General features: G+C 67.7%; 28 protein-coding genes. 11 read left to right on the top strand and 17 right to left on the bottom strand.

The window, feature by feature from the left end:
- The first annotated feature begins 67 nt into the window (after positions 1 to 67).
- From PGB26_RS00205 to PGB26_RS00195, 3 genes are read left to right on the top strand one after another with little or no spacing between them, the layout of a single operon-like run.
- Positions 68 to 1,234: a glutathione-independent formaldehyde dehydrogenase gene (locus tag PGB26_RS00205; protein ID WP_271638305.1), complete on the top strand. Its 1,167-nt coding sequence runs from the start codon at positions 68 to 70 to the stop codon at positions 1,232 to 1,234.
- 1 nt (position 1,235) lies between these two features.
- Positions 1,236 to 1,805, top strand: a complete 570-nt coding sequence (locus tag PGB26_RS00200; protein WP_271638304.1) for a type 1 glutamine amidotransferase domain-containing protein — start codon at positions 1,236 to 1,238, stop codon at positions 1,803 to 1,805.
- Positions 1,802 to 2,104: a putative quinol monooxygenase gene (locus tag PGB26_RS00195; protein ID WP_271638303.1), complete on the top strand. Its 303-nt coding sequence runs from the start codon at positions 1,802 to 1,804 to the stop codon at positions 2,102 to 2,104. The genes PGB26_RS00200 and PGB26_RS00195 overlap by 4 nt, the downstream gene beginning before the upstream one ends.
- Positions 2,105 to 2,167: 63 nt before the next feature.
- Here PGB26_RS00195 and PGB26_RS00190 read toward each other — a convergent pair whose 3' ends face one another.
- The 3 genes from PGB26_RS00190 to PGB26_RS00180 form a co-directional block, all read right to left on the bottom strand.
- Positions 2,168 to 2,341, bottom strand: coding sequence for a hypothetical protein (locus PGB26_RS00190; protein ID WP_333909428.1), 174 nt, complete (start codon positions 2,339 to 2,341; stop codon positions 2,168 to 2,170).
- Between the two features lie 55 nt (positions 2,342 to 2,396).
- Positions 2,397 to 2,861 (bottom strand): hypothetical protein, encoded by a 465-nt coding sequence (locus PGB26_RS00185; RefSeq protein ID WP_271639721.1) that lies wholly within the window; start codon positions 2,859 to 2,861, stop codon positions 2,397 to 2,399.
- A 178-nt stretch (positions 2,862 to 3,039) separates the two neighbouring features.
- Complete coding sequence (locus PGB26_RS00180; protein WP_271638302.1) at positions 3,040 to 3,339, bottom strand: hypothetical protein; 300 nt, start codon at positions 3,337 to 3,339, stop codon at positions 3,040 to 3,042.
- Between the two features lie 208 nt (positions 3,340 to 3,547).
- On the opposite strand from PGB26_RS00180, the gene PGB26_RS00175 reads away from it, so the two are divergent.
- Positions 3,548 to 4,096 carry an alpha/beta fold hydrolase gene (locus tag PGB26_RS00175; RefSeq protein ID WP_271638301.1) on the top strand — a complete coding sequence of 183 codons (549 nt, stop codon included), beginning with the start codon at positions 3,548 to 3,550 and terminating at the stop codon, positions 4,094 to 4,096.
- A 129-nt stretch (positions 4,097 to 4,225) separates the two neighbouring features.
- On the opposite strand, the gene PGB26_RS00170 is transcribed toward PGB26_RS00175, so the two are convergent.
- The 10 genes from PGB26_RS00170 to PGB26_RS00125 form a co-directional block, all read right to left on the bottom strand.
- Positions 4,226 to 4,585: a hypothetical protein gene (locus tag PGB26_RS00170; RefSeq protein WP_271638300.1), complete on the bottom strand. Its 360-nt coding sequence runs from the start codon at positions 4,583 to 4,585 to the stop codon at positions 4,226 to 4,228.
- Positions 4,586 to 4,768: 183 nt separating this feature from the next.
- The gene (locus PGB26_RS00165; protein ID WP_271638299.1) at positions 4,769 to 5,365 is read right to left on the bottom strand and encodes a DUF305 domain-containing protein; all 597 of its coding nucleotides are present in this window, start codon (positions 5,363 to 5,365) and stop codon (positions 4,769 to 4,771) included.
- A gap of 57 nt (positions 5,366 to 5,422) precedes the next feature.
- The gene (locus PGB26_RS00160; RefSeq protein WP_053548210.1) at positions 5,423 to 5,824 is read right to left on the bottom strand and encodes a four-helix bundle copper-binding protein; all 402 of its coding nucleotides are present in this window, start codon (positions 5,822 to 5,824) and stop codon (positions 5,423 to 5,425) included.
- 117 nt (positions 5,825 to 5,941) lie between these two features.
- Entirely contained in the window at positions 5,942 to 6,133 is a 192-nt protein-coding gene (locus PGB26_RS00155; protein WP_236967381.1) for a hypothetical protein, read from the bottom strand.
- A 223-nt stretch (positions 6,134 to 6,356) separates the two neighbouring features.
- Positions 6,357 to 7,196, bottom strand: a complete 840-nt coding sequence (locus PGB26_RS00150) for a F510_1955 family glycosylhydrolase (protein WP_271638298.1) — start codon at positions 7,194 to 7,196, stop codon at positions 6,357 to 6,359.
- A gap of 145 nt (positions 7,197 to 7,341) precedes the next feature.
- Entirely contained in the window at positions 7,342 to 7,950 is a 609-nt protein-coding gene (locus PGB26_RS00145; protein WP_271638297.1) for a DUF305 domain-containing protein, read from the bottom strand.
- Between the two features lie 91 nt (positions 7,951 to 8,041).
- Positions 8,042 to 8,491, bottom strand: coding sequence for a DUF6153 family protein (locus PGB26_RS00140; protein WP_271638296.1), 450 nt, complete (start codon positions 8,489 to 8,491; stop codon positions 8,042 to 8,044).
- A gap of 62 nt (positions 8,492 to 8,553) precedes the next feature.
- On the bottom strand, positions 8,554 to 10,683 hold the full coding sequence (locus PGB26_RS00135; RefSeq protein WP_271638295.1) for a heavy metal translocating P-type ATPase: 2,130 nt from the start codon (positions 10,681 to 10,683) through the stop codon (positions 8,554 to 8,556).
- 56 nt (positions 10,684 to 10,739) lie between these two features.
- The gene (locus PGB26_RS00130) at positions 10,740 to 11,063 is read right to left on the bottom strand and encodes a heavy-metal-associated domain-containing protein (protein ID WP_271638294.1); all 324 of its coding nucleotides are present in this window, start codon (positions 11,061 to 11,063) and stop codon (positions 10,740 to 10,742) included.
- Between the two features lie 32 nt (positions 11,064 to 11,095).
- Positions 11,096 to 11,377 carry a metal-sensitive transcriptional regulator gene (locus tag PGB26_RS00125; RefSeq protein WP_271638293.1) on the bottom strand — a complete coding sequence of 94 codons (282 nt, stop codon included), beginning with the start codon at positions 11,375 to 11,377 and terminating at the stop codon, positions 11,096 to 11,098.
- Positions 11,378 to 11,594: 217 nt separating this feature from the next.
- Here PGB26_RS00125 and cmtR point away from each other — a divergent pair, with 217 nt between their 5' ends.
- The 4 genes from cmtR to PGB26_RS00105 are packed head-to-tail and all read left to right on the top strand — an operon-like array spanning position 11,595 to position 14,999.
- Positions 11,595 to 11,954, top strand: coding sequence for a Cd(II)/Pb(II)-sensing metalloregulatory transcriptional regulator CmtR (cmtR, locus tag PGB26_RS00120; RefSeq protein WP_053548253.1), 360 nt, complete (start codon positions 11,595 to 11,597; stop codon positions 11,952 to 11,954).
- A complete protein-coding gene (locus PGB26_RS00115) occupies positions 11,951 to 13,855 on the top strand; it encodes a heavy metal translocating P-type ATPase (RefSeq protein WP_271638292.1) in 1,905 nt (634 codons plus the stop codon). Before cmtR ends, PGB26_RS00115 begins: the two co-directional genes overlap by 4 nt.
- A complete protein-coding gene (locus PGB26_RS00110) occupies positions 13,852 to 14,403 on the top strand; it encodes a signal peptidase II (RefSeq protein ID WP_271638291.1) in 552 nt (183 codons plus the stop codon). Before PGB26_RS00115 ends, PGB26_RS00110 begins: the two co-directional genes overlap by 4 nt.
- On the top strand, positions 14,400 to 14,999 hold the full coding sequence (locus PGB26_RS00105; RefSeq protein ID WP_271638290.1) for a cadmium resistance transporter: 600 nt from the start codon (positions 14,400 to 14,402) through the stop codon (positions 14,997 to 14,999). The genes PGB26_RS00110 and PGB26_RS00105 overlap by 4 nt, the downstream gene beginning before the upstream one ends.
- Positions 15,000 to 15,175: 176 nt before the next feature.
- Here PGB26_RS00105 and paaZ read toward each other — a convergent pair whose 3' ends face one another.
- Genes paaZ through PGB26_RS00085 form a run of 4 tightly spaced genes read right to left on the bottom strand, consistent with a single transcriptional unit; the run spans position 15,176 to position 20,034 of the window.
- Positions 15,176 to 17,245 (bottom strand): phenylacetic acid degradation bifunctional protein PaaZ, encoded by a 2,070-nt coding sequence (gene paaZ, locus PGB26_RS00100; RefSeq protein WP_271638289.1) that lies wholly within the window; start codon positions 17,243 to 17,245, stop codon positions 15,176 to 15,178.
- Entirely contained in the window at positions 17,242 to 18,096 is an 855-nt protein-coding gene (locus PGB26_RS00095) for a 3-hydroxyacyl-CoA dehydrogenase family protein (RefSeq protein WP_271638288.1), read from the bottom strand. Before PGB26_RS00095 ends, paaZ begins: the two co-directional genes overlap by 4 nt.
- Positions 18,093 to 18,851 (bottom strand): enoyl-CoA hydratase/isomerase family protein, encoded by a 759-nt coding sequence (locus tag PGB26_RS00090; protein ID WP_271638287.1) that lies wholly within the window; start codon positions 18,849 to 18,851, stop codon positions 18,093 to 18,095. Before PGB26_RS00090 ends, PGB26_RS00095 begins: the two co-directional genes overlap by 4 nt.
- On the bottom strand, positions 18,844 to 20,034 hold the full coding sequence (locus PGB26_RS00085; RefSeq protein ID WP_271638286.1) for a thiolase family protein: 1,191 nt from the start codon (positions 20,032 to 20,034) through the stop codon (positions 18,844 to 18,846). Before PGB26_RS00085 ends, PGB26_RS00090 begins: the two co-directional genes overlap by 8 nt.
- A gap of 218 nt (positions 20,035 to 20,252) precedes the next feature.
- On the opposite strand from PGB26_RS00085, the gene dhaK reads away from it, so the two are divergent.
- From dhaK to ptsP, 3 genes are read left to right on the top strand one after another with little or no spacing between them, the layout of a single operon-like run.
- A complete protein-coding gene (gene dhaK / locus PGB26_RS00080) occupies positions 20,253 to 21,245 on the top strand; it encodes a dihydroxyacetone kinase subunit DhaK (RefSeq protein WP_271638285.1) in 993 nt (330 codons plus the stop codon).
- 53 nt (positions 21,246 to 21,298) lie between these two features.
- Complete coding sequence (gene dhaL, locus PGB26_RS00075) at positions 21,299 to 21,946, top strand: dihydroxyacetone kinase subunit DhaL (RefSeq protein ID WP_271638284.1); 648 nt, start codon at positions 21,299 to 21,301, stop codon at positions 21,944 to 21,946.
- Positions 21,943 to 24,570 (top strand): phosphoenolpyruvate--protein phosphotransferase, encoded by a 2,628-nt coding sequence (gene ptsP, locus PGB26_RS00070; RefSeq protein ID WP_271638283.1) that lies wholly within the window; start codon positions 21,943 to 21,945, stop codon positions 24,568 to 24,570. The genes dhaL and ptsP overlap by 4 nt, the downstream gene beginning before the upstream one ends.
- Positions 24,571 to 24,672: the final 102 nt, after the last annotated feature.

The following is a 24,672-nucleotide window of genomic DNA, read 5'->3' as shown; positions in this document are numbered from 1 at the left end:
CAACGCCCTGACAGCAGGTGATCAAGGCCAGAAGGCTACCGAGCAACACCATCGGATCGGAGTAGACATGAAAGCAGTGGTGTACGAGGGACCCCGTCAGGTCAGCACGAAGGAGGTTCCGGACGCGAAGATCGAGCGACCCACCGATGTCCTGGTCAGGGTGACGACGACGAACATCTGCGGCTCGGACCTCCACATGTACGAGGGGCGGACCTCCTTCGAAGTAGGCCGGACGTTCGGTCACGAGAACATGGGGGAGGTCATCGAAGTCGGTAGTGGCGTCGAGAAGGTCAGGGTCGGAGACCGGGTTGTGCTCCCGTTCAACATCTCGTGCGGATTCTGCAAGAACTGCGAACGCGGCCTCACCAACTACTGCCTCACCACTCAGCCCGACCCATCACTCGCCGGTGCGGCCTATGGGTTCGCCGACATGGGTCCTTATGGCGGTGGCCAAGCGGAGCTGCTCCGCGTGCCCTTCGGTGACCACAACGCGCTGCGCCTGGGCGAGGATGCGGAGGAGAGGGAGAACGATTACGTCATGCTCTCTGACATCTTCCCAACCGGCTACCACGCCACCGAGATGGCCGGCGTGATCCCCGGTGACAGCGTTGTGATCGCTGGGGCGGGTCCGGTCGGACTAATGGCCGCCCTGTCCGCGATGATCAAGGGCGCCGCAAAGGTGATGGTGGTCGATCGCCACCCTGACCGGCTCGCGCTGGCCGAGCAGATCGGTGCGATTGCCATCGATGACTCCAAGGTCGACCCCGTGCAGGCTGTGCTGGACGAGACGATGGGGCTCGGAGCTGACCGAGGTTGCGAATGCGTGGGCTACCAGGCCCACGATCCCCAGGGCAACGAGGACACCACCGCCACGCTGAACATGCTCATCAACTCGGTCCGCTTCACCGGAGGAATCGGCACCGTTGGCGTGTTCGTCCCCCAGGACCCGGGGGCCAAGGACGAATTGGCCAAGCAGGGCAAGGCGGCCATCGACTTCGGCACACACTGGTTCAAGGGTCAGACCATGGGAAGCGGTCAGGCCCCGGTCAAGCGGTACAACCGCCGGCTGCGAGACCTGATCGCGGCCGGCAAGGCGACCCCTTCCTGGATCGTCTCCCACGAGATCTCGCTGGACCACGCCGCCGATGCCTACAAGAACTTCGACGCCAGGTCCAAAGGTTGGACCAAGGTCCTCATCAAGCCCGGCATGTCAAACGGGAAGAAGGAAAACTGATATGGCAGCGGATCTTCAGGGCAAGAGGGTCGCGATCCTCGCCGCCGATGGAGTCGAGCGCGTTGAGCTCGAGCAACCCCGCCAAGCACTCGAACGGGCCGGCGCTCAGACCGAGGTCCTCTCGATCCACGACGGCGAGATCAAGGCCCGCGAGAACGACCTGGATGAAGCGGGCACGTTCACCGTCGACGGGTTGGTCGCCGACGCCTCGGTGGGCGACTACGACGCCCTGATGCTTCCCGGCGGCACGGTGAACCCCGACCAGCTCCGGGTCGACGAGGACGCCGTCTCCTTCGTCCGCGACTTCGTCGAAAGCGGCAAGCCAGTGGCGGCGATCTGCCACGGGCCGTGGACGTTGATCGAGGCCGGCGTGGTCGCCGGTCGCACCCTGACGTCGTTCCCGAGCATCCGCACGGACCTGCGCAACGCTGGTGCGGACGTCGTCGACCAGGACGTCGTGGTGGATGGGAACCTGATCACCAGCCGTTCGCCGGAGGACCTCCCGGCGTTCTCCGAGGCGATAGTGTCCCGCCTCGCGGGCACCGCGACAAAGGAAGAGGAGAAGTCATGAGTGTCACCAAGGGATTGCTGGTCAGGTTCGACGCGTTGCCCGGGAAGGAGGACGACGTGAAGCAGTTCCTTGACGGCGGCCGTGCGCTTGTCGAGGACGAGCAGGCGACCACCGCGTGGTTCGCCATCCGTCTCGGCCCGTCCTCATTCGGGATCTTCGACGTGTTCCCCGATGACGCCGGCCGCGACGCACACCTGTCCGGCGCAGTCGCTGCCGCTCTCGGCGAGCAGACCGGCAAGCTGTTTAGCGAGCCCACGATCGAGAAGTTGGACGTCCTGGCCTCTAAGCTCCCTGCCTGAGACCACGACCTCGTCGAGCGTGCCGCTGTACGATTCTCGCGTCGTACGGCGGCACGCTCGTCACTACGGGTTCGCGGTGGTGGCTGCCTGCAGTGCGGCGGTGAGGTAGCCCGCGGAAGCATCGACGTCCTTATCCGCGACGTGGGCGGGCGAACCAGCTGCAGCCTCAGTCCCGCTGGCGTCGCCCGCGCCGGGTTGAAGATCGATCACGTGATCGGCCACCGCGATAACGCGCATGTCCAGCTCGGCGGCGACGACCGTGTTGCCCGCACCGAGCAGCGGTTCGTCCTGGCTAGGGTTCCTCGCGGCTGCGGTCGAACAAGGACGACCCACACTTCAATAGTCGGTACGACGCTAGGAACGGTTCCGCGACGTGCTCCAGACCTCCTGGAGCTTTTCCCTCGCCCACACCCGTGCGTCGCTCAGCCGGTCCGAAGGTTGTCCGCTGGAAGAGCGACCAACCGAGAACGTGAGCGTCAGCGCTCATCTCACGCCACAACCGCCAGGCGGCGTCGCGCGACGTCCGGTCCAGGAACGCGTGGTCAGCTGCGGCGCCGATGATCTCAGTGAGGTTGAGCGGCGCCGTTGTAGTCCGGATTGAGGTCACATCACCACGGCGTTCGGTCAGCCACCGTCGCTGATCCACGAGGCTTGCACGGTCCGCGGCGTCGAGTGGCGTGCTCTCGAGAAAGCCGTAGTACTTGTCGATCTGTGCGTACATCACTGTGATGACGGTCAGACCTCGTTCGCGGCGCACATTGCGATCCTCGGGTTCTAAGATCTACACCGCTTGGGATGCGCCGACCAGGGCTCCTCGCAGCACAGTGAAATGTGAGGTGTTGGGCTCGGAAGGACTGCCGGAAACGCTCGTCACAATGGCAAACGGCAGACTTTTTCGGTTGGCGTGCATGGTGAGCGGTATGCGCCGAATGCACTCAGCCGGTCGCTCGCTCCGCGATTCTTCTGTTGTGGAAGGTGATCACTGTCAGCGTGGCGATCGGGCCGGCCAGGACGATAGCGAAAGGCCAGTACCAGGCGCTTGTGCTGAGCAGGGCAGCCCCAAGGACGATGAGACCAGCGCCGATAGCTCGGAGCAGGACTGATCCGGGAGGAACGATCTCGGCCCTTCGGTAGAAAGGGAGGCTGGTAGTCGGATTCGCGCGCAATGTCATCGCAAGTGCTACGTGGAACAGAATGATTCCTACCGCCGCAGCGAGCCAGCCGACCCCGAGCATGTGATCGAGGCTATCAAGGCCATGCAACGAATGGAGGCGCACCACCAACGATTGCCGTAGGCCGGATTTGGCAGGGGTTTTCGGAGGCCGCGAGTACTGTGGGCGGATGCGAGTGTATGTTCACGGCGCGGGTCGCCGGGGCCGTGACGCCTGGCCCTCGATCCCGGACCAGGGGTTGCGCTTTGCGAGTCTTGACTTCACTGGACCGATGGACGAGAACGTTGCATCTCTCGCAGCACTCACTCCGCGTGATGCGGTCGTGTTCGCGCATTCCGCCGGCGCCGTGCCCGTTTTTCTGGCTCTAAAGGCACGTCAGATCGCCCCGCGTGCACTCGTTCTCCTGGAGCCTGGTCTCTACGACGTCGCCAGGGGTGTCCCGGTGATCGAAGATCACATCGAGACGATGACGCGCGCCCGAGCCCTTTCTCGAAGTGGCGACCTGTTCGGTTACTGGTCCATCGTCCGGCCGCTCATGTTCGGAGGCCCCGCCGACCGTTCTCGTTGGGATGAAGAGCGGGAGGCAGCCGCGAGATTTGAAGCGAAGCAGCCCCCGTGGGGATTCGGAGTGACGAGCTCCGCGATCAACGGAGTGCCCACCCTTGTCGTCACTGGAGGGTGGAACTCGGAGTACGAGGTGATAGCCGGTGTCTTGGTAGGAGAGGGCGCAGAACACGTTCAGCTCGCCGGCACGAACCACAGACCGCAGGATCATCCAGGCTTCGCCGACACAGTTGACGGGTTCCTCTCCGGCCTATGAGCGGGCCGCCAGAAACAATCGTTTGCGGCGCGAACCCGCAAACGATTTGGAGCGGCAGACCATTAACGTCCGCCGAAATGCCGTTTGGGGTCGAGGTCTTCGATTGCGGGCTGGGCCCCGGTGAGTATCTCAGGCGCGCTCGCCCAGCGGACGCAGCAAATTCTCGTCCGCGGGGAAGGGGACGGAGTAATAGAGTTCTGGGGCGTTCACGTCGCCCCAGTCGTCCTTCTTCACTCGAACCCCGTCCGTGGAGACCTCTGTGATGCGCACCCTCAGCCAGGAGCCGCTGTCAAGGCGGAGCTCGTACGGGTCCGCGAGGTAGGCGAGGCCGAGACCGTCGAGAGTTTCTTCGGCCGTTAGCCAGTCGACGGGTTCCGTGCGCTGCCTGCCAAGCAGATCGACAACGATGAATTCATTTTCAGTCGGTTGCATCCATCCGATGAGTTCTCCGTCGCCGCCTCGGCGATGCTCGATCCAGTCGTTCTTCACTCATCCAGCATAGAAAGAAGAGCGCCGCTGGCGCACTCCACCGAAAACGATCGTTTCTGACTGATTCGGTTAGAGTCTCACGGCGAGCTGCCGCAATGACTCTCCGAAACTCATTCGGTGGGGACTTTCAGCGGACCTTGGTGACTATCTCGTCGCAGACATCTGGGCCGCGCCCGGGCATCGCTACTCGTCGTCGGCGCATTCACGGTCGGCAGCCCGGTCGAAGTCGGGAACGGGCCGGTTCTGCGCGTCCTCGGGTGTCGTGGCGAGTCCGTTGCGTTCAATATCGTCGATCAGCCAGTCCATTTCTAGGATCTCTCGCCGCTGAGCTTCGCTGATTCCGACGGCGAGCTCGCAGACCCGGATGTCCTGAATCTGCGCTCGTTCAGATCTGGTGATCGCAAGGGAGTGGTGGGGAATCATGGCCCGCATGTATGCGGTGTCGTCGACGGTGATCTGGCTACGGTCGAGCGCGACGCCGCCTCCGAGCAGGAGGACGCTGACGATGACGACGGCGATGTTCGCTTTGGTGTTCTTGTACATGTTCAGCATCCAGGCGAGCATGACGAGGCCCATGGCGCCGCCCATGGTGAGGGCCATGAATACGCGGCTCTCGCTGAAGCGGATGTGTCCCCATTCCCACACTCCGGCGAACATCGTCCAGTACATCACGACCATGCCGGTGAGGATCATCGCCGCGAAACGCAGGTACATCTTCAGCGAGCCGTGCTTCTTGTCCTTTGACTGTCGTTCGCTTCCTTCATGGGCGTCCTGTGACATGTGATTCACCTGTTCGTCTGGATTGGTTGCGCGTCGCGCGGTTGATGAGCGTCCGGTTCAGAGGGTTGCGAGGAGTGTGGCGCACGCGTCTTCGCATCGCCGGCAGGCCGCGGCACACACGGTGCAGTGTTCGTGCATGGTGTGCTTCTCGCACTCGTCGGCGCAGCTCGCGCACGCGGTGCGGCACGCTTCCAGGGCTGCCCGGGTGAGGTTGGTGTCGTAGCCGGTGTGTCGGGACAGAATGCGCGCGGTGGTGTCGCAGAGGTCGGCGCAGTCCAGGTTCGTGCGGATGCACTTCGTGAGCTCTGAGACCATCTCCTCGCTCAGGCACGCATCCGCGCATGCGGTGCACGATTGGGCGCAGTCCATGCAGGCCTCGATACAGTCCACGAGCGCCTTCTGGTCGACCTGTCCGAGGTCCTTCGGATAGGAGCGGAGCATTTCTGCCACGACAGTCATGATCGAATCCTCTCGTCGTCCTGGAACTCTCAAACTACGATCACGGTGTCGCCTGCGGCACCCCGTTGAATACCCCGGGAGGGCATGGTAACCCCAGCCGTGATGCGGCCTCAACGCTCAGGGCGCAGTGTCTCGCTGATCCGTTCCCCCAGGCGGGGGATCCCGCAGGATCAATGCCACGGCAGCCATGACGATGATCAGCGCGATGTCGTAGCTGGCGACTGTGTAGGTCCACCAGGCGGCATCGGTCGATTGCGTGTCGCTCAGCAAGTGCGCGAGTGCGAGGACCGGGCCCGTGGCCAGGAGCACGTACCCGAGGCGAACGAGGCGTCGATGCGTTCGCACAGGATCGAGCGGGTGGGTTCCGGCGCGGGTCATTGGAAGATCGCTCCGATCGTGAGGAAGCTGGCGGTGGCGAGGAGGGCGACGGCGATCGTCGCGGCTGTGATGAAGAGCGTGAGATTCCGCAATGGGTTCTTGGGCTTGTTCATGAGAAGTCTTGGAGCGCGGGGCTTTGTCGGTACCCGCCCCCCTATTGGGCGGGGCTGAGGACGGTCGTGCCGTCTGGGGTGATCCCGACGATGCCGCGGTCATCGACGAGGATGATGCGCTCGTCGATGGCGGAGAGGGCTTGCACGGCGCCGCGCAGCGATTCCAGCTGCTGCCAGGCACCGCTTTCGTCCTGTGACCACAGGACGCCGTCCGTACCAGCACCAAGAAGGGTGCCGTCCGTGCGCGCCTCCAGGGCGTACAGGACAGGGGCCGCATCGACGGGCGTGAAGGTGTTGCCGCCGTCGGTGCTGAGGAGGAGGCCTTCTTCGGCGGCGGCGTACACGCCGGATTCGGTGGCGGCGAGATCAGCGGCGCCGAGGGGTGCACGCTCTGTCCAGGTGCTTCCCTCGTCGGTGCTGGTGAGTAGGTTCACCTGACTGGAAGGGATGCCGTACAGGACGCCGTCGGGTCCTGCGGTCAGGACGTGGAAGTCGGTGGTCCCGTTGAGGGCGATCGGGGACCAGGAGTTCCCGTAGTCGTCGCTGCGGATGATGCCGAGGTTCGGGGCTCCCAGTTCAGGCGGGGTGTCTTCCCCGGGGTGTCCGGACGCGAACAGCGTGTCTTTCCAGGCGGTGAATCCCATGGCGTCGAAATCGTGTCCGCCGATCGGGCCGGAGATCTTCCCGCCGGGGTCGAGGGTGAAGATGCCGTTGTGCGTGGCGATGAGCAGGTCATCGCCACGTGGGTCTTCGGCGATGCCGTGGATGTGGTCGATGCGTGGTGCCGAGTCGGGGTTTCCGAGCGGTGTTGCGGTGCAGCCGGTGGCGATGACGGCGAGGGCGGTCACCGTGGCAGTGGCGAGAAGGAGTGAGCGTTTCATGATGGCTTCCGGTGGCGGCCGCGGGACGGCCTGGCTTCGCGGCGCGCGGCAGGAGCGCACCGACATGTAATGGATGTCGAGGGCGTGGCAAAGAGGTGGCCGGTGAGGGCGGGCCGAACGTTTCTGGGCCCGCCCGAGTCGGGTCCTAGAGCTGTTCCAGGAGTTCCTGCATTGTGGCGATCTCTGCGGTCTGATCGTCGATCACTTGCTGGGCGAGGTCGAGGACGTCCGGGTTCTGCGCGTCGTCAAGGGCGGTCTGCGCCATGTCGACGGCACCTTCGTGGTGCACGATCATCTGTTCGAGGAACAGACGGCTGGCCTCGGCGGCGTCTGCGTTCTCCAGCAGGGTCATGTCTTCTTCGGACATCATGCTGTCGTCACCGCCCATTGACCCATGGTCCATGCCGCCCATGGAGTCAGGGTCGTAGTCCACGCCCCAGTCTTCGAGCCATCCGAGCATCTTGTCGATTTCGGGACCCTGCGCTGCTTTGATCTGTTCGGCGAGCTCGACCACGCGTGGGTCTGCCCCGTCCTTGGCGAGCAGGATGTCGGCCATCTCGATGGCCTGCTGGTGATGCGGGATCATCATCGTGACGAACATCTCATCCGCCTCAGTCGCCTGTGTGGCCGACGACGACTGCGACGGGGAGGTGGTCTCGCTGGACGGTGCGGTGCTGTTGTCCGCGCAGCCGCTGAGCGCCAGCGCGAGTGTCAGGATGCCGGTGCTGACAGCGAGGGGGATCTTCTTGTTCATGATTGTTCCTTCGATAAGTCGTATGAGGGTTGCGCAAGTAACGGCGCCAGGGGGCGCCGCGAAACCGACCGCTCGGGTCGGCGGCGACTACTCAGGTGCGACTTATCGAAAGGAACGTGAGCGAAGGAGCCCGCGGAAGGACACCGGTCGCATCCCACCTAACCGGGATCGTCACGCGGTGGAGGGGCAGGCCGCGACTGTGGATCAGCGTCGGAGGAAGCAGCAGCAGGAGGCCGGCGAGTAGCGCGAGCACGCAGGCCGTCAGCATGTCGTTGTGGCCCTGGTCGGGCCCGGTGCTTACGTGACAGGGCCCATCGCAGGCGGTGCCCACGCTGTCGGGGCTGCCCATCACGTCAGGGGCGTGCTCATCGCCGGCTGCGGATGTTGAGTGGGTGAGCCCGGGTGATCCGTGCCCGGCTGGTTCGGCGGTGAAGGTGTGCATGGCCAGCAGCCCGACGATGACCATGAGCGTGGCCGCGCCGAGCATCAACAGCGCGCGCAGCGACAGCTGCGGGCGTGCGCTGCGAAACGCGACATGCATGCGGGGACCCTCCACTCTGCTCAGGATGCTAACACCGCAGACTATGCGCCTCTGATTCCCGGCTACGTGCCCGTCACCGCATCCGGGCGCAGATCCAGTCGGCGCAGCAGCTGTGCATTGAGGGCGACCACGATGGTCGACAGAGACATCAGCAGCGCACCCACTGACATGGGCAACACGAACCCGATCGGGGCGAGCACGCCGGCCGCGAGGGGGACGGAGAGCAGGTTGTAGCCGGCGGCCCACCAGAGGTTCTGTTTCATCTTCCGGTAGCTGGCCCGCGACAGCTCGATCACCGACAGCACCGAACGGGGGTCGTCGCTGGCGAGGATGACGCCCGCGGACGCGATCGCGACATCCGTCCCGGCGCCGATGGCGATACCGACGTCGGCCTGCGCGAGCGCGGGGGCATCGTTGACACCGTCTCCAACCATCGCGACCTTGCGGCCTTCGCCCTGAAGCTCTTTCACCTTCGAGGCCTTGTCCTCCGGTCGGACCCCGGCGAAGTAGCGGTCGATGCTGAGTTCGCTCGCGACCGAGGCGGCAACCGCGTCGGCGTCACCGGTGATCATGACCACCTGCACGCCGCGCTCATGGAGGGCGTCGACGGCGTGACGCGACTCCGAGCGGATCTCATCCGCCAAACGCAGCGCACCGGCGACCTGGCCGTCGACGAGCACGTGAAGGATGATCGCCCCCTCATCGCGCCATTCGTCGGCGACCGGCAGCTCGGAGGCATGCTCCTGCTCGAGCATGTACGGGCCACCGACCTGCACGATGCGTCCATCGACACGTGCACGCACCCCAACCGCCGGGGAAGATTCGAAGTCGGACGAGGAAGGGACCGTGAGAGTCTTCTCCTTCGCCGCGTTCACGATCGCGCGAGCGAGCGGGTGCTCGGAGTCGGCTTCCGCGGCCGCCGCCCACGCCAGCAACCGATCAGGGTCGGTTCCGGAGACGGGGTCGATCGCGGTCACAGCGGGAGTGCCCTTGGTGAGCGTGCCGGTCTTGTCGAACAGGACGGTATCGACGGTGCGCATGCTCTCCAGCGCGAGACGATCCTTGATCAGAACGCCCCCACGCGCGGCCCGTTCCGTGGCGATCGACACGACGAGCGGGATAGCCAGGCCGAGGGCGTGCGGGCAGGCGATCACCAGCACGGTGATCGTGCGGATCACCGCAGCATCGGGCAGTCCGACGACCGTCCAGACGATCGCCGTGATCGCGGCAGCGCCGAGCGCAAACCAGAACAGCCATCCCGCAGCCTTATCAGCGAGCCGCTGAGCCCGCGAGGATGAACTCTGTGCCTCCGTCACCAGCTTCTGGATCCCCGCAAGCGCAGTGTCCTCGCCGATGGCGGTGATTTCCACCCGCACACCGGAATCGGTTGCTACGGTGCCGGCGATGACCTGGTCACCGTCGCTGCGGCGCACGGGGCGGGATTCGCCGGTGATCATCGACTCGTCCATGCTGGCCGAGCCCTGCACGATCCTCCCGTCCGCGGGCACCCGCCCACCCGGGCGCACCACCACGACATCACCCACCTGCAGATCAGACGGGGCGACCGTCACGGTCGTATCTCCCTCGATCTTCTCCGCCTCGTCGGGCAGCAACGCAGCCAGCGAGTCCAGTGCCGAGGTGGTCTGTGCGAGCGAACGCATTTCTATCCAATGACCGAGCAGCATGATTACGATCAGCAGCGCCAGCTCCCACCAGAAGTCCAGCTCGTGATGCAGCAGCCCGAGGCTCGCGCCCCAGGATGCGAGGAACGCCACAGTGATCGCCAGGGCGATCAGCAGCATCATTCCGGGCTTGCGGGCACGCAGCTCGCTCACCGCGCCGGTGAGGAACGGGGCACCACCCCACACGTACATGACCGTCCCGAGAACCGGGGATACCCACCCGATCCACGCGGCCTCCGGCAGCGGGTACCCGAGCAGCATCGAGAACATCATCGAGAACCCGACAACAGGGACCGCGAGGATCAGCATGATCCAGAACAATCGCCGGAACTGGCCCACGTGATCGCCGTGGCCGGCGTGGCGGGCGTGGCCCTCGTGACCGCTGTGACCGGCGTGTTCTTGAGGAGCGCCGTGATCGTGGCTCATCGCCGCGTGGTCATGCTGCGCTGTCGGCGCACCGCCGTGATTCTCGTGTCCAGTGTGATGGGTGTGTTCGTCGTGCTGGCTCATCGGAAACCCTTGCTCGGATGCGCCCGGGGATGACCCGGGCGCGGACGGATAGTGGGTCAGGCGTGACCGGTCGCGAGGCTGTAGCCGGCCTCTTCGACCGCAGCCCTCACGGCAGCGGGATCGACAGGGGATGCGCTGTGGATCGTCACTCGGGACGGGCCGCCAGTGTTCAGGTCGACGGTGACGGACGCGACACCGTCCAGGGCGCTCAGTTCGTCACTGACGCTCGACACACAGTGTGAGCACGTCATCCCGGTGACCAGGACATCCTCCGAGACCGGGGTCATGACAGGAGTGGATGCTTCGGTGTTCGATGGAGCGGCGCAGCACGCGCAACCAGCGTTCGCGTCCTTCAGTCCGAGTTCGATGCGGTCAGTCATGGTGAGTTCCTCCCAAGTAGTTTGACGAGTGGTTATGAACGGACCAGGCGAGCGATGGCATCGTTTGCTTCGCGGACCTTCTCCGCGGCAACCTCGCCACCCTCAGCGCTTGCCTGGGCGACGCAATGACTCAGATGGTCGCTGAGAAGCGACAACGCCACAATTTCAAGCGCCTTCGTGGCCGCAGCGACCTGCGTCAGGATGTCGATGCAGTACTTGTCCTCATCGACCATCCGAGAGATACCCCGCACCTGACCCTCAACCCGACTCAATCGCTTACGCAGATCCGCCTTGTTGTCGGTGTAACCGTTCATGCTCACAAGATACCCCCTTGGGGTATCCAACTCAACGGGTGCCGGTCTATTCCCGAAAGGCAGCCTTGATACCCGGGTCGTCTTTGGCGCCGCCGGCCAGGCGTCGACGATGCCGGAAGTGATGCCCGCCCAGGCGAGCGTCTCGAACCGGTGGAAGCCGTTTGAGGATGCATGAAGACGGCGGTAAACTGTACATCGCGCAATGTATAGTCATCGTATGCTGACTATTTCAGATCGACTTGACGTGATGAACCGGCTCGGGCGGGCGATGGCTGACCCTACTCGTTCGCGCATCCTGCTGACCCTTCTTGACGGACCGAGCTACCCGGCGGTGTTGTCTCGGGAGCTGGGGCTGTCTCGTTCCAACGTCTCGAATCACCTGACGTGTTTGCGCGGGTGCGGGATCGTGGTGGCTGAGCCCGAGGGGCGGCAGACTCGCTACGAGGTCGCAGACCCACACCTTGCCCGCGCCTTGACGGCGCTGGTTGACGTGACGCTCGCGGTCGATGAGAGTGTGCCGTGCATGGACCCGGACTGTGGGGTCGAAGGATGCGTGGCGGGGGAGTTGCGGGCGTGAGCTCGGTCACGGGTTTGCACGTCGAGCATGTCGACCTCGACGACGATGATGACGATGACCGGCCGTGGTACCGGAGCCCGGGCGTTCTGATCCCGATTTTCTCCGGCGTGGTGTTCGGCGCCGGCCTGGTGTGCGAGTGGACCGGCGCAGAGGCCGCGGGCCTGGTGCTGTTCTGGGTGGCTCTGTTGTTGGGTGCGTCGACTTTCGTTCCGGGTGCGCTGCGCAAGCTGTTCGCGAAGCGAAAGCTCGGGATCGGACTGTTGATGACGATCAGCGCTACCGGTGCAGTCATCCTCGGCTACGTCGAGGAAGCCGCCGCGTTGGCGTTCCTGTACTCCATCGCGGAAGCGCTGGAGGACAGGGCCATGGACCGTGCACGCGCGGGCTTGCGGGCGTTGTTGAAGCTCGTACCCGAAACCGCACTCGTCAAGAGAGGCGACGCGACGTCCGAAGTGGAGGCGAAGGATCTGCGCGTGGGAGACGTGCTCGTGGTGCGCCCGGGTGAACGGGTAGCCACAGACGGCATTGTGCGGACTGGGCGGAGCAGCCTGGATACCTCAGCGATCACGGGCGAGTCGATCCCGGTCGACGTCGATCCCGGCAACGAAGTCTCTGCCGGGTCGATCAACACCACAGGCGTTCTCGAAATCGAGGCGACCGCTGCTGGCACCGACAACTCGCTGACGACGATCGTCGAGCTGGTCGAGCAGGCGCAAGCTGAGAAGGGCGACCGGGCGCGACTGGCTGACCGGATCGCCCGTCCTCTCGTTCCCGGAGTGATGATCCTCGCGGTTCTGGTCGGTGTGCTCGGTTCGCTCCTGACTGGCGATCCTGAGCTGTGGATCACCCGCGCCTTGGTCGTGCTGGTCGCCGCGTCCCCGTGCGCCCTGGCGATCGCTGTTCCGCTCACCGTCGTAGCCGCGATCGGTGCAGCATCGAAGTTTGGTGTGGTGGTGAAGTCCGGGGCCGCGTTCGAGAGGTTTGGTGGGATCCGCCATCTCGCTGTCGACAAGACCGGCACCCTGACCCGCAATGAGCCCACCGTGGCCCGCGTCGTCACCGTCGCGGGGACGACCGAGGACGATGTGCTCGCGTGGGCGGCGAGCTTGGAGGGTCACAGTACGCACCCCCTGGCTGCTGCGATCACCACCGCCGTTTCCGAGGCCCGAACCGCGGAGGCCGTCAGTGAGACTGCCGGACACGGCATCTCTGGCACGCTCGACGGTGCCCGTATCGCGGTGGGTAGCCCGCGCTGGCTGGACGCCGGTTCGCTGGACGGCGAGGTGCAGGCAATGGAATCCGAGGGGATGACTGTGGTTATCGTGCACCGCAACGACCAGCCTGTTGGCGCGGTAGGAGTGCGTGATGAGCTGCGCCCTGAAGTTTCCGATGTCATCGCAACCCTCACCCGACGTGGAATCGCGGTGACAATGCTCACCGGCGACAACGCTCGCACCGCCGCAGCTCTGGCCGCACAGGCCGGGATCAGCGATGTGCGCGCCGAGCTACGCCCCGAGGATAAAGCTGCCGCTGTCGCAGCACTGTCGAAGTCGCAACCCACGGCCATGATCGGGGACGGCATCAACGACGCCCCCGCGCTGGCTTCCGCGGACTTGGGAATCGCGATGGGAGCGAAGGGCGCGGATGCCGCGATCGAGTCGGCCGATGTTGCGTTCACTGGACATGACCTGCGCCTTATCCCGCAGGCACTGGAACACGCACGCCGTGGCCGCAACATCATCAATCAGAACGTTGTGCTGTCCATCGCGCTCATCGCGGTGCTGTTGCCCTTGGCGATTACCGGATACCTAGGTCTGGCAGCCGTCGTCCTTGTTCACGAGGTCGCAGAGGTTGTCGTTATCCTCAACGGGCTCCGAGCGGCGCGACGGAGAAAGGCATGACCCGGCCCGATGACGGAATCACTCTCGGCAGAGCCACTCGTGGGGACGCGACGAGTTCGCCCGACCGAGCGTCCGCGCGAAGCCGATTGCTGCGGTTCCTACTCGCAGTAGGTGTCGCAGCGGTCGCCGTCTGGGTCGACCAAGGCACGAAGGCACTCGCCCTTGCACGGCTCAGCGAGGCCGACCGAGTCCCCATCCTCGGAGACTGGCTCGGGCTGCAGCTCGCGTTCAACCCTGGCACCGTGATGTCTCTCGGCGCCGACGCGACCTGGCTCCTGACCGTCTTGGCCGCTGCCGCATCCATCGCGCTGCTCATCGCCGCGACGCGCGCCCGAACGGCTGGGTGGGCGATCGCGATCGGACTCCTGTGGGGAGGCGCGGTTGGCAACCTGCTGGACCGCTTGCTCGCTCCGCCCGGATTCGGTCGCGGTCACGTCATCGACTTCCTGGCCTACGGCAACCTCTTCATCGGCAACCTTGCCGACGTCATCCTCGGCGTCGGCGTGGGACTTGGCTTGTTGCTCTATCTCCGGAAAGCGAACACATGATTCTCTCTGTCCTCCAAGCGATCGGTCTGTTCCTAGCCACGAACATCGACGACATCATCGTGTTGTCCCTATTCTTCGCCCGCGGCGCGGGGCAACGCGGCACGACAACTCGAATCCTGGCGGGTCAGTACCTGGGATTCGTCGGCATTCTCGGCGCTGCCGTACTCGTTTCCCTCGGCGCCGGAGCCTTCCTTCCGCCCGAGGTCATTCCATACTTCGGCCTCATCCCGCTGGCGTTAGGACTATGGGCAGCTTGGCAAGCATGGCGCCGCCGGCACGACGATGACGACGATGAGGCGAAGATCGAAGGCAAGAAGGTTGCTGTCTGGGCCGTAGCTGGGGTCACCTTCGCTAACGGCGGTGACAACATCGGCGTCTACGTCCCCGTTTTCCTCAACGTCGGACCCGCGGCGGTGGTCGCATACTGCGTCGTGTTCCTCGCGCTCGTTGCTGTGCTCGTCATCGTGGCCAGGTTCATCGCCACGCGACGTCCGATCGCCGAGATCTTGGAACGTTGGGAACACGTCCTGTTCCCCCTCGTCCTCATCGGGCTCGGTGTATTCATCCTGATCAGCGGAGGAGCATTCGGGCTCTGAGACCGGCGCAACAACGTCAAACAGGCTGACTGCCCCCTGCCGTAAACGATCGTTTCCGGCAGTCGCGCCAACCTCGACGACAAGACGCGCGACACGCCGATGAACCGCCCGCCGAAACCCCCTGCCGAAACCCATATCGCCGAAACCCCGACCGCAGCGTTTTCGGCAGGGGCTGTTCAGGCGGCGACCGGATCCTTACTGACGAGGGTCAGCACGTCGTAGGTCGCGACGACCTCGTCGCTTTGATTGCGGATCACCGCATCCCAGCGCACCTCGCCGTACTCGTCGGTCTCGCGCGGAGTGATCTGCTTGGCGGTCAGCTCGACTCGGATGCTGTCGCCCGGCGACACCGGGGTGATGAAGCGCAGATTCTCGAGTCCGTAGTTCGCCAGCACCGGGCCCGGCTCGGGATCGACGAACAGCCCGGCAGCCCACGACACGAGCAGGTAGCCGTGCGCGACGCGGCCGGGGAAGAACGGGTTGGCGGCCGCGGAGTCCTCGTCCATGTGGGCGTAGAACGTGTCGCCGGTGAAGTGCGCGAAGGTCTCGATGTCGTCGAGAGTGACCTCTCGGGCATCCGACGCGACCTGGTCGCCGATACGCAGCTCGGCCAGTGATTTGCGGAACGGATGCCGGTCGCCGGTGCGCGTTGACGCGCCCGCGTGCCACACGCCGGTCAGCGCGGTGAGCATCTCGGGCGAGCCCTGCACGGCCGTGCGCTGCATGTGGTGCAGAACGGCGCGGATGCCGCCGAGCTCCTCGCCGCCTCCCGCCCGCCCCGGTCCGCCGTGCACGAGCCCCGGCAGGGGAGAGCCGTGCCCGGTGGACGATCGGGCATCGTCGCGGTCGAGCAGCAGCATCCGGCCGTTGAACGGCGCGATGCGCGTCGCCAGCTCGACCGCCTGCGCGGGGTCGTGCGTCGCGATGCTCGTCACCAGCGACCCGCCACCGCGAGCGACGAGATCGGCGGCCTCGGCCGTGGTCGAGTACGTCAGCAGCGACGACACCGGCCCGAACGCCTCGACATCGTGCACGGCCTCTGCGCTCGCGTCATCGAAGCGCAGCAGCAGCGGCGCCACGAAAGCCCCGTCAGGTGCCGGGCCCGCCGACCCGTCGACATGCCGCACGGCGGGCGCATCGGTCGAGCCGACCACGACCCGGCCGCCGGCATCCCGCAGCCTCTGCACCTGGCGCAGCACCTCGTCGCGCTGCGCGGTCGAGGCGAGCGGTCCCATCGTTACGCCCTCGGCGCGCGGGTCGCCGAGCACCGTCTTCTGCGCGATCCGCGCCCGCACGGCCTCGATCACATCGTCGGCCGCCGCCGCCGGGACGATCGCGCGACGGATGGCTGTGCACTTCTGCCCGGCCTTCGTGGTCATCTCCACCACCAGCTGGCGCACGTAGGCGTCGAACTCGGGCGTGCCGGCGACGGCATCCGTGCCCAGCACCGACGCGTTGATCGAGTCGGTCTCGGCGGTGAAGCGCACCCCGCCGGTCTGCACGGCGGCGTGCTGCCGCAGCTTCTCGGCGGTTGACGCGCTGCCGGTGAACCCGACCAGATCGCCCAGCCGCAGGTGATCGAACAGATCGGGCACGCTGCCGCTGACCAGCTGCAGCGACCCCTTGGGCAGCAGCCCCGACTCGACGAGAATGCGCACCATCGCCTCGGCGAGATATCCAGTCGGCGTGGCGGGCTTCACCAGCGTCGGCATACCGGCGAGGAACGCCGGGGCGAGCTTCTCCAGAGACCCCCACACGGGAAAGTTGAACGCGTTGATCTGCACGGCGACGCCCGGCAGCGTCGTGTACACGTGCCGACCGAGGAAGCTGCCGTCCTTCGAGAGCGGCTCCACCGGGCCGTCGACGTGCACGCGGCTGTTCGGCAGCTCGCGGCGGCCCTTGCCCGAGTACGAGAACAGCACGCCGATACCGCCGTCGATATCGACCCACGAGTCGGCCTTCGTCGCGCCGGTGCGCGCCGAAAGCGCGTACAGCTCGTCTTTGCGCTCGGTGAGCGCCAGGGCGAACTGCTTGAGCAGCAGCGCGCGCTGGTGAAAGGTCAGCTCGGCGAGACTCGCGTGACCGGTGGTTCGCGCGTACTCGAGGGCGCCGGCCAGATCGAGCCCCTCGGTCGATACCCGGGTGATGATCTCGCCGGTGGACGCGTCGCGGACGTCGGTGCCCGGCGCTCCGGCGGACGGCGTCCACCACTCGCCCTGGACGTAGCTCGGCAGAAAATCGGTCATCTCTCCTCGTTCCACACGTAGAACCCCTCGCCGCTCTTGCGGCCCAGCTTTCCGGCATCCACCATCTGCCGCAGCAGTCGCGGCGGCTCGAATCGCGGCCCGAGCTCTCGGGCCAGCTCCTCGGCGATGCCGAGGCGCACGTCGAGGCCGACGACGTCGGTGGTGCGCAGCGGACCCATCGGATGCCGATACCCCAGCCCCATGGCCGCGTCGATGTCGGAGGCGTCGCCGACGCCCTCCTCGAGCATCCGGATCGCCTCCAGACCCAGCAGCACACCGAGCCGGCTCGATGCAAAACCGGGGGAGTCGCGGATCACCACCGGGGTCTTGCGCAGCGTCGCGATCCACTCGCGAGCGGCGTCGACCACGGCACGATCCGTGCGCGACCCGACGACGATCTCGACGAGCTGTGACGCCGGCACGGGGTTGAAGAAGTGCAGGCCGAGGAACCGCTCGGGCCGCTCGAGCGAGGCCGCGAGCTCATCGATCGAGATCGACGAGGTGTTCGTCGCGAGCACCGCCTCGGTCGCGACGATCCGCTCGATCTGCGACAGCGCCTCGGCCTTCAGCGTGCGATCTTCGGGCACGGCCTCGATCACGAGGTCGGCGCTCATGAAAGTCGTGGGGTCGGTGTGCACGGCGAACGACTCGATCACCGGCCGCGGCTCGACGAGGTAGCCGCGGCGCACCGAGTTCTCGATGCTCGTCAGCACGCGTCCGCGCGCCGCCTCGGCGGACTCCTCGTCGCGCTCGACGAGCCGCACCCGCGCCCCGGCCAGCAGGAACGCGTGCGCGATGCCCGCGCCCATGCGCCCGCCGCCCAGCACGCCCACGGTTCCCGGTACGCTCATCGGCTCTTCTCCTCTGGTCGCTGCGACCGGCGCTCGAGGAACGCCGTCATGCGTCGGCGCTTCTCATCGCTGTCGAACAGCTCGGCCTGCAGCTCGAGCTCGATCGTCGGATGCTGATCAGCGGGCGCGAGCAGGGCGCGCTTGGTGAGCTCGGTGGCCCGCGCGCCGTTCGCGCAGATGCGGTCGGCGACGGCGTGCGCCGCGTCGAGCAGCTCGCCGGGTTCGTGCAGCGACGACAGCAGCCCCCACCCGAGGGCTTCGTCGGCGTCGATGATCCGCCCGGTGAGCAGCAGCTCGCTTGCCCGGGCGTGTCCGATGATCTCGGGCAGGCGCCAGGTGGCGCCAGCTGCGGCGATGATGCCGAGCCCGGTCTCGGGGTTGCCGATGCGCACGCGGGGCGTGCCGATGCGGATGTCGGCGGCGTAGGCGAGCTCGGCCCCGCCGCCCAGCGCGAAGCCGTCGACCGCGGCGATGACCGGCATCGGCAGCTCGCGGATGCGCCGGAAGACGGTCGAGTTGATGCCGCGCCGCGCGTCGTCGGCGGTGCGGTCACGCAGCTGGCGGATGTCGGCTCCCGACGCGAAGACGCCGTCGGCGCCGGTGAGGATGAGCACCCGCTGCTCGTTCTCGAGGTCGGCGCACACCGCGTGCAGCTCGTCGACCATCGTCTGATCGATCGCGTTGCGCACGGCCGGGCGATCGAGCGTCACGACCATCCGGTCGCCGCGCGTCACGACCCGCAGCGACTCAGCCATCGACGCGCTCCACGATCATCGCGGTGCCCTGACCGACGCCGACGCACATCGTCGCGAGCCCGTATCGCGCGCCCTCGCGCTCCATGCGACCCAGCAGCGTGACCAGCAGACGCGAGCCGCTGGAGCCGAGCGGATGCCCGAGGGCGATCGCCCCGCCGTCGGCGTTGACGATCTCGGGGTCGAGGCCGAGACGGCGGATGCACGCCAGCGACTGCGAGGCGAAGGCCTCATTCAGCTCGACCGCGCCGATGTCGGCCACGGTGAGGCCAGCCTTCTGCAGCGCCTTCTCGGTCGCGGGAACCGGGCCGAGACCCATGATCTCGGGCGCCAGGGCCGCGGTGGCCGAGGCGACGATCTGCGCCCGCGGGCGCAGTCCGTGCCGGGCGACGGCATCCGCCCCCGCGACGATGATCGCCGAGGCGCCGTCGTTGAGCGAGCTCGCGTTGCCGGCGGTCACCACCTCGCCACCCGCGACGACCGGCCGCAACGCGGCCAGTGCCTCGAGCGACGTCTCCCGGCGCGGGCCCTCGTCGGTGTCGACGACGCCGCGGCCCGTGTCGACCGGGACGATCTCGGCGGCGAGGCGCCCGGCGTCGATGGCGGCGAGGGCGCGCTCGTGGCTGCGCAGCGCGAACGCATCGGCATCCGCTCTGCTGACCCCGTCGATCCGCGCGACCTCCTCCGCCGTCTCGGGCATCGAGAAGGTCGCCTTCTCTCTGGCCAGCAGGCGAGGATTCGGGAAGCGCCATCCGATCGACGTGTCGTAGGCGTCGCCCGGCTTGCCCCACGCGCGCTCGGGCTTGGCCTGCACCCAGGGCGCACGCGTCATCGACTCGACCCCGCCCGCCACCATCAGGTCGGCGTCGCCGGCGCGGATCGCCTGCGAGGCCAGCGCGATGGCCGTCATCCCCGACGCGCACAGACGGTTGACGGTGAACCCAGGGATGCCGTCGGGCAGGCCCGCCAACAGCACCGCCATGCGGGCGACGTTGCGGTTGTCTTCACCGGCCTGGTTCGCCGCCCCCAGGATCACCTCGTCGATGGCATCCGTCGGCACGCCGGCCCGGGAGACGACCTCTCCGACGACGAGCGCGGCGAGGTCGTCGGGGCGGATGCCGGCCAGGGCGCCGCCGTACCGGCCGACCGGCGTGCGCACGCCGCCGACGAGATAGGCCTCGGACATCGTCATCCTCTCCATCGCGGCCGACGATCCATTACAGACCGATCGTTCAGGAATACGATTCCAGATCGCTCACCGTATGGCAACAGCGGCACCCGCAAGCCCGGCATCCGAGGGTTCGCGATCGATCTTGACAACGGCAGGGGCTCCGAGCAGATTCGACCATGACAGAGCACGTTCCCGTGCTGGTCCGCACCCTGAGGATCGAAGGAGATCGCAGCATGAAGAAGCTCATCAACAAGCCCGAGGACGTGCTCGTCGAATCGCTGCGAGGAGTGGCCGCCGCGCACCCCGAGCTGTCGGTCGACCTCGAGACGCACGTGATCACCCGCGCCACGCCGAAGGAGCAGGGCAAGGTCGCCGTCGTCTCAGGCGGCGGGTCGGGCCACGAGCCGCTGCACGGCGGCTACGTCGGAATCGGGATGCTCGACGCCGCGGTCGCCGGTGAGGTGTTCACCTCGCCGACGCCCGACCGCGTGCAGGCCGCGACCAAGGCCGTCGACCGCGGCGCCGGCGTGCTGCACATCGTGAAGAACTACACCGGCGACGTGCTGAACTTCGAGATGGCGGCGGAGCTCGCCGAGATGGAGGGCATCGAAGTCGGCACGGTGGTGGTCGACGACGATGTCGCCGTGCGGGACTCGCTGTACACCGCCGGGCGGCGCGGCGTCGGCCTGACCGTGCTGCTGGAGAAGATCGTGGGCGCCGCTGCCGAGGAGGGGCAGGATCTTGCTGCGGTCGTCGCGCTCGCGAAGAAGGTCAACGCACAGGGCCGGTCGATGGGCATGGCGCTCACCAGCTGCACGGTGCCCGCGGCGGGCAAGCCCACGTTCGACCTGCCCGACGACCAGATGGAGATCGGCATCGGCATCCACGGCGAGCCCGGGCGGCACCGCGAACCGCTCGCCCCGGCATCCGACATCGCCCGCCAGCTCGTCGAGCCGATCCTCGCCGACCTCGACCTCGCCGGCCCCGCGATCGTCATGCTCAACGGCATGGGGGCGACTCCGCAGATCGAGCTGTATCTGATGTACGCCGAGGTCGCCGCGCTGCTCGAGAAGGCCGGCGTGCAGATCGTGCGCAACCTCGTGGGCAACTACATCACCTCGCTCGACATGGCCGGCTGTTCGGTCACCGTGCTGAAGGCCGACGACGAGATCCTGCGGCTGTGGGATGCGCCCGTCGTCACCCCGGGCCTGCGTTGGGGCGCCTGACCCGCCCCGCGCCGACACCGTCATCCGACCGCCCTCGCCACCCAGGAGCACGCATGACCTCGACCATCGACACCGCCGCCCTGCACGACTGGATCTCCCGCTTCGCCGCCGCCATGAACGATAAGCGCGACTGGCTCACCGAGCTCGACTCCGCCATCGGCGACGCCGACCACGGCGCCAACATGGCTCGCGGCATGACCGCGGTCGTCGACAAGCTCGGCGCCGGTGCGCCCGAGACGATCGACGAGCTGCTCAAGGGGGTCGGGATGACGCTTGTCAGCTCTGTGGGCGGCGCAAGCGGACCCCTGTACGGCACGTTCTTCCTGCGCATGGGCATGACCGCGGGGGCTGTGTCGAGTCTCGACTCCGCAGCGCTCGCGCGCGCGCTGCGCGCGGGGCTCGAGGGCGTCGTCGCTCGCGGCAAGCCCGAGGCAGGCGACAAGACGATGTATGACGCGATGGCCCCCGCCATCGACGCGCTCGACTCGGCGCTCGCCGACGGTGCCGACGTGCGAGCCGCGTTGGCTGCCGCGGCGGACGCCGCCGCCGTCGGGCGAGACGCCACGCTGCCGCTCGTCGCCCGCAAGGGCCGCGCAAGCTACCTCGGCGAACGCAGCGCCGGTCACCTCGATCCCGGCGCGGCATCGACCGCGATCCTGTTCGAGACTCTCGCCGCGGCCGCGCCGGGCGCCGACGGATGATCGGCATCGTCGCCGTCTCGCACAGCGCGCGGCTCGGCGAGGCGGTGCTCGAGCTCGCCCTGCAGATGGTGCATGGCGACGCACCTCCGGTGCGCGTGGCGGCAGGGGCGGGCTCTGACGGCGACGGCACGCCGATCCTCGGAACGGATGCCATGGCCGTGGCCTCTGCCATCGACGATCTGGCTGCCGAGTGCGACGGCGTGCTCGTGCTCATGGATCTCGGCTCGGCGGTGATGAGCGCGGAACTCGCCCTCGAGCTGCGCTCGAGTGAGGTACCGGTGCGGTTGGCGCCGGCGCCCTTCGTGGAGGGGCTGCTGGCCGCGGTCGTGGCGGCCGCCGCCGGAGGCGCACTCGATACGGTGGCCGAAGAAGCCGCGGCGGCCCTGGCGGGGAAGACAGGTCAGCTGCAGCCGGATGCGCCCGTCGAGGCCGCTCCGGAAGAGCGCGTTCAGGACGAGGCCGCACCGCCGGGGCGCGAAAGCGCACGGATCACTCGGCGGGTGCGCGTGCGCAACCCCCTCGGCATCCACGCTCGGCCCGCCGCGCTCATCGCCGAGACGTCGGCCGGAGCGGATGTGCGCCTGCGCAGGCTGCCCGACGGCCCGGATGCGTCGGCTGGAAGCCTCAGCCGGCTGCTCATGCTCGGCGCGCGCGGGGGCGATGAGATCGAGCTGTCGGCTCTGGACGACCAGGTGCTCGATGCACTCGCCGCACTGTTCGAGAACGGATTCGGCGAGGGTGTCGACGACGCTCCCGCCGGCGCGGGCGCTGCTCCCGACGAGCCGGTCTCCGCGGCCGAACGCTCCGCACCTGGCGCCCCGGCCGCTCTGGCATCTGCCGCGCCGGCACCCACCCCGCCGGCACCCATCCCGCCGGCACGTGCTGTGCCCGCACCTGGCGCCCCGGCCGCCCCGGCACCTGCTGCGCCGGCACCTGCCGCGCCGGCACCTCTCGCCGCGGCACCTGTCCCGCCGGGGACGACGCTGCGCGGGCGCGGCGTGAGCGCAGGAGTCGCCGCGGCACCCGTTGTCACTCTCGCCCCGCCGGTGACCGAGCCCGACGCGGCGGCGGTCATCGCCGCAGACGGGCGAGAGGCCGAGGTGTCGCGCATCGACCGGGCGTGCCTCGCGGTCGCGGCCGACCTGCGCTCCCGCGCCGCCGCCGCGTCCGGCGACGGGCGCGACATCCTCGAAGCGTCTGCGCTGCTGGCATCCGACCCTGATCTCATCGCCGACGCGACGGCACTGGTCCGCGACGCCGGGCGCAGCGCCGCGCGCGCGATCTGGGAGGTCGCGGCGGCACAACAGGAAGCGCTGGAGGCGCTGGGCGGGCGCACGGCCGAGCGCGCCGCCGACGTGCGCGATGTGCGCGACCGCATCGTCGCGGAGATCCTCGGGCTCGCCTCTCCCGGCGTGCCGCAGTGCGATGAGCCGTTCGTGCTCGTCGCGCGCGACCTGTCGCCCGCCGACACCGCCGCGCTGCACGGCGGACGGTGCGTGGCGCTCGTCACCGAACAGGGCGGTCCGACCTCGCACACCGCGATCATCGCCCGCTCTCTCGGCCTGCCCGCTGTGGTCGGCGTCATCGGCGCGACGGGCCTCTCGCCTGACACGACCGTGCTCGTCGACGGCGACCGCGGCGCCGTCGAGGTCGATCCGGACCCCGCGCGCATCGACGCGGCGACGCGCGCGAGCGCCGTGACCTCCTTCGACGGAACCGGGCGGCTGGGCGACGGATCGCGCCTGCCGCTGCTCGCCAACGTCGGCGGAGCGGCGGATGCCGAGATCGCCGCCGCTGCGGGTGCCGAGGGCGTCGGGCTGTTCCGCACCGAGTTCTGCTTTCTCGACCGCGCCGACGCGCCCACGGTCGCCGAGCAGGTGACGGCCTATCGGGGTGTGCTCTCGGCCTTCTCCGGACGCAAGGTGGTGGTGCGCACACTCGACGCGGGCAGCGACAAGCCGGTGCCCTTCGCGAATGCCGACGACGAGCAGAATCCGGCGCTCGGGGTGCGCGGACTGCGCATCGCGCGACGCACGCCGCAGCTGCTCGACGACCAGCTGCGTGCGCTGGCCGAAGCGGCGTCGGCGGAATCTGCGCTCGTCGAGGTGATGGCCCCGATGGTCGCCACGGTCGACGAGGCGCGCGACTTCGCCGCAAGAGCCCGGGGATTCGGCCTCGAGCGGGTGGGCGTGATGATCGAGACCCCGTCGGCGGCCCTGCTCGCCGCAGAGCTGTTCGAGGTCGTCGACTTCGTCAGCCTCGGCACCAACGACCTCGCGCAGTACACCCTCGCCGCGGACCGGCTGCTGGGTGAGCTGGGCGACCTCAACGACCCGTGGCAGCCGGCCGTGCTGCGGCTGATCGGCATGGTCGGGTCGGTCGGGCGCGCGGCGAACCGCGCGGTCGGCGTGTGCGGCGAGGCAGGCGGAGATCCGCAGCTCGCCCCCGTGCTCGTGGGGCTCGGGGTCACCAGCCTGTCGATGACCCCGCGCTCGCTCGGCCGGGTCGCCGCAGCGCTCGCGGCAGTGACGCCGGAGCAGTGCCGTCGCGCGGCCGGGGCGGCGTCGGCCAGCGCGACCGCTGCGCAGGCGCGCTCTGCGGCAGCCGCCGCCCTCGAACGCTGACCGCGCCGCGTGCTCGCTGGTGTGCGTGCACTGGTTCATCGCGGCGCGGCGGTGCACGTGCGCCGGTCGCTGTGCTGGTGCGCGTGCGCTGGTTCGCATGCG

Source organism: Microbacterium sp. nov. GSS16, from assembly GCF_028198145.1.
Taxonomy (GTDB): Bacteria; Actinomycetota; Actinomycetes; order Actinomycetales; family Microbacteriaceae; genus Microbacterium.
This window is presented reverse-complemented; position numbering and strand designations above follow the sequence as displayed.

Coding starts and splice junctions, on each gene's coding strand:
- dhaK (WP_271638285.1), top strand. CDS start 20,253: ATGAAGAAGCTCATCAACAAGCCCGAGGACGTGCTCGTCGAATCGCTG.
- PGB26_RS00160 (WP_053548210.1), bottom strand. CDS start 5,824: ATGACTGTCGTGGCAGAAATGCTCCGCTCCTATCCGAAGGACCTCGGA.
- cmtR (WP_053548253.1), top strand. CDS start 11,595: ATGCTGACTATTTCAGATCGACTTGACGTGATGAACCGGCTCGGGCGG.
- PGB26_RS00180 (WP_271638302.1), bottom strand. CDS start 3,339: ATGCTCGGGGTCGGCTGGCTCGCTGCGGCGGTAGGAATCATTCTGTTC.
- PGB26_RS00135 (WP_271638295.1), bottom strand. CDS start 10,683: ATGAGCCAGCACGACGAACACACCCATCACACTGGACACGAGAATCAC.
- PGB26_RS00105 (WP_271638290.1), top strand. CDS start 14,400: ATGATTCTCTCTGTCCTCCAAGCGATCGGTCTGTTCCTAGCCACGAAC.
- ptsP (WP_271638283.1), top strand. CDS start 21,943: ATGATCGGCATCGTCGCCGTCTCGCACAGCGCGCGGCTCGGCGAGGCG.
- PGB26_RS00195 (WP_271638303.1), top strand. CDS start 1,802: ATGAGTGTCACCAAGGGATTGCTGGTCAGGTTCGACGCGTTGCCCGGG.
- PGB26_RS00205 (WP_271638305.1), top strand. CDS start 68: ATGAAAGCAGTGGTGTACGAGGGACCCCGTCAGGTCAGCACGAAGGAG.
- PGB26_RS00190 (WP_333909428.1), bottom strand. CDS start 2,341: ATGCGCGTTATCGCGGTGGCCGATCACGTGATCGATCTTCAACCCGGC.
- PGB26_RS00090 (WP_271638287.1), bottom strand. CDS start 18,851: ATGGCTGAGTCGCTGCGGGTCGTGACGCGCGGCGACCGGATGGTCGTG.
- paaZ (WP_271638289.1), bottom strand. CDS start 17,245: ATGACCGATTTTCTGCCGAGCTACGTCCAGGGCGAGTGGTGGACGCCG.
- PGB26_RS00175 (WP_271638301.1), top strand. CDS start 3,548: ATGGACGAGAACGTTGCATCTCTCGCAGCACTCACTCCGCGTGATGCG.
- PGB26_RS00130 (WP_271638294.1), bottom strand. CDS start 11,063: ATGACTGACCGCATCGAACTCGGACTGAAGGACGCGAACGCTGGTTGC.
- PGB26_RS00165 (WP_271638299.1), bottom strand. CDS start 5,365: ATGTCACAGGACGCCCATGAAGGAAGCGAACGACAGTCAAAGGACAAG.
- PGB26_RS00200 (WP_271638304.1), top strand. CDS start 1,236: ATGGCAGCGGATCTTCAGGGCAAGAGGGTCGCGATCCTCGCCGCCGAT.
- PGB26_RS00140 (WP_271638296.1), bottom strand. CDS start 8,491: ATGCATGTCGCGTTTCGCAGCGCACGCCCGCAGCTGTCGCTGCGCGCG.
- PGB26_RS00085 (WP_271638286.1), bottom strand. CDS start 20,034: ATGTCCGAGGCCTATCTCGTCGGCGGCGTGCGCACGCCGGTCGGCCGG.
- PGB26_RS00145 (WP_271638297.1), bottom strand. CDS start 7,950: ATGAACAAGAAGATCCCCCTCGCTGTCAGCACCGGCATCCTGACACTC.
- PGB26_RS00150 (WP_271638298.1), bottom strand. CDS start 7,196: ATGAAACGCTCACTCCTTCTCGCCACTGCCACGGTGACCGCCCTCGCC.
- PGB26_RS00110 (WP_271638291.1), top strand. CDS start 13,852: ATGACCCGGCCCGATGACGGAATCACTCTCGGCAGAGCCACTCGTGGG.
- PGB26_RS00095 (WP_271638288.1), bottom strand. CDS start 18,096: ATGAGCGTACCGGGAACCGTGGGCGTGCTGGGCGGCGGGCGCATGGGC.
- dhaL (WP_271638284.1), top strand. CDS start 21,299: ATGACCTCGACCATCGACACCGCCGCCCTGCACGACTGGATCTCCCGC.
- PGB26_RS00125 (WP_271638293.1), bottom strand. CDS start 11,377: ATGAACGGTTACACCGACAACAAGGCGGATCTGCGTAAGCGATTGAGT.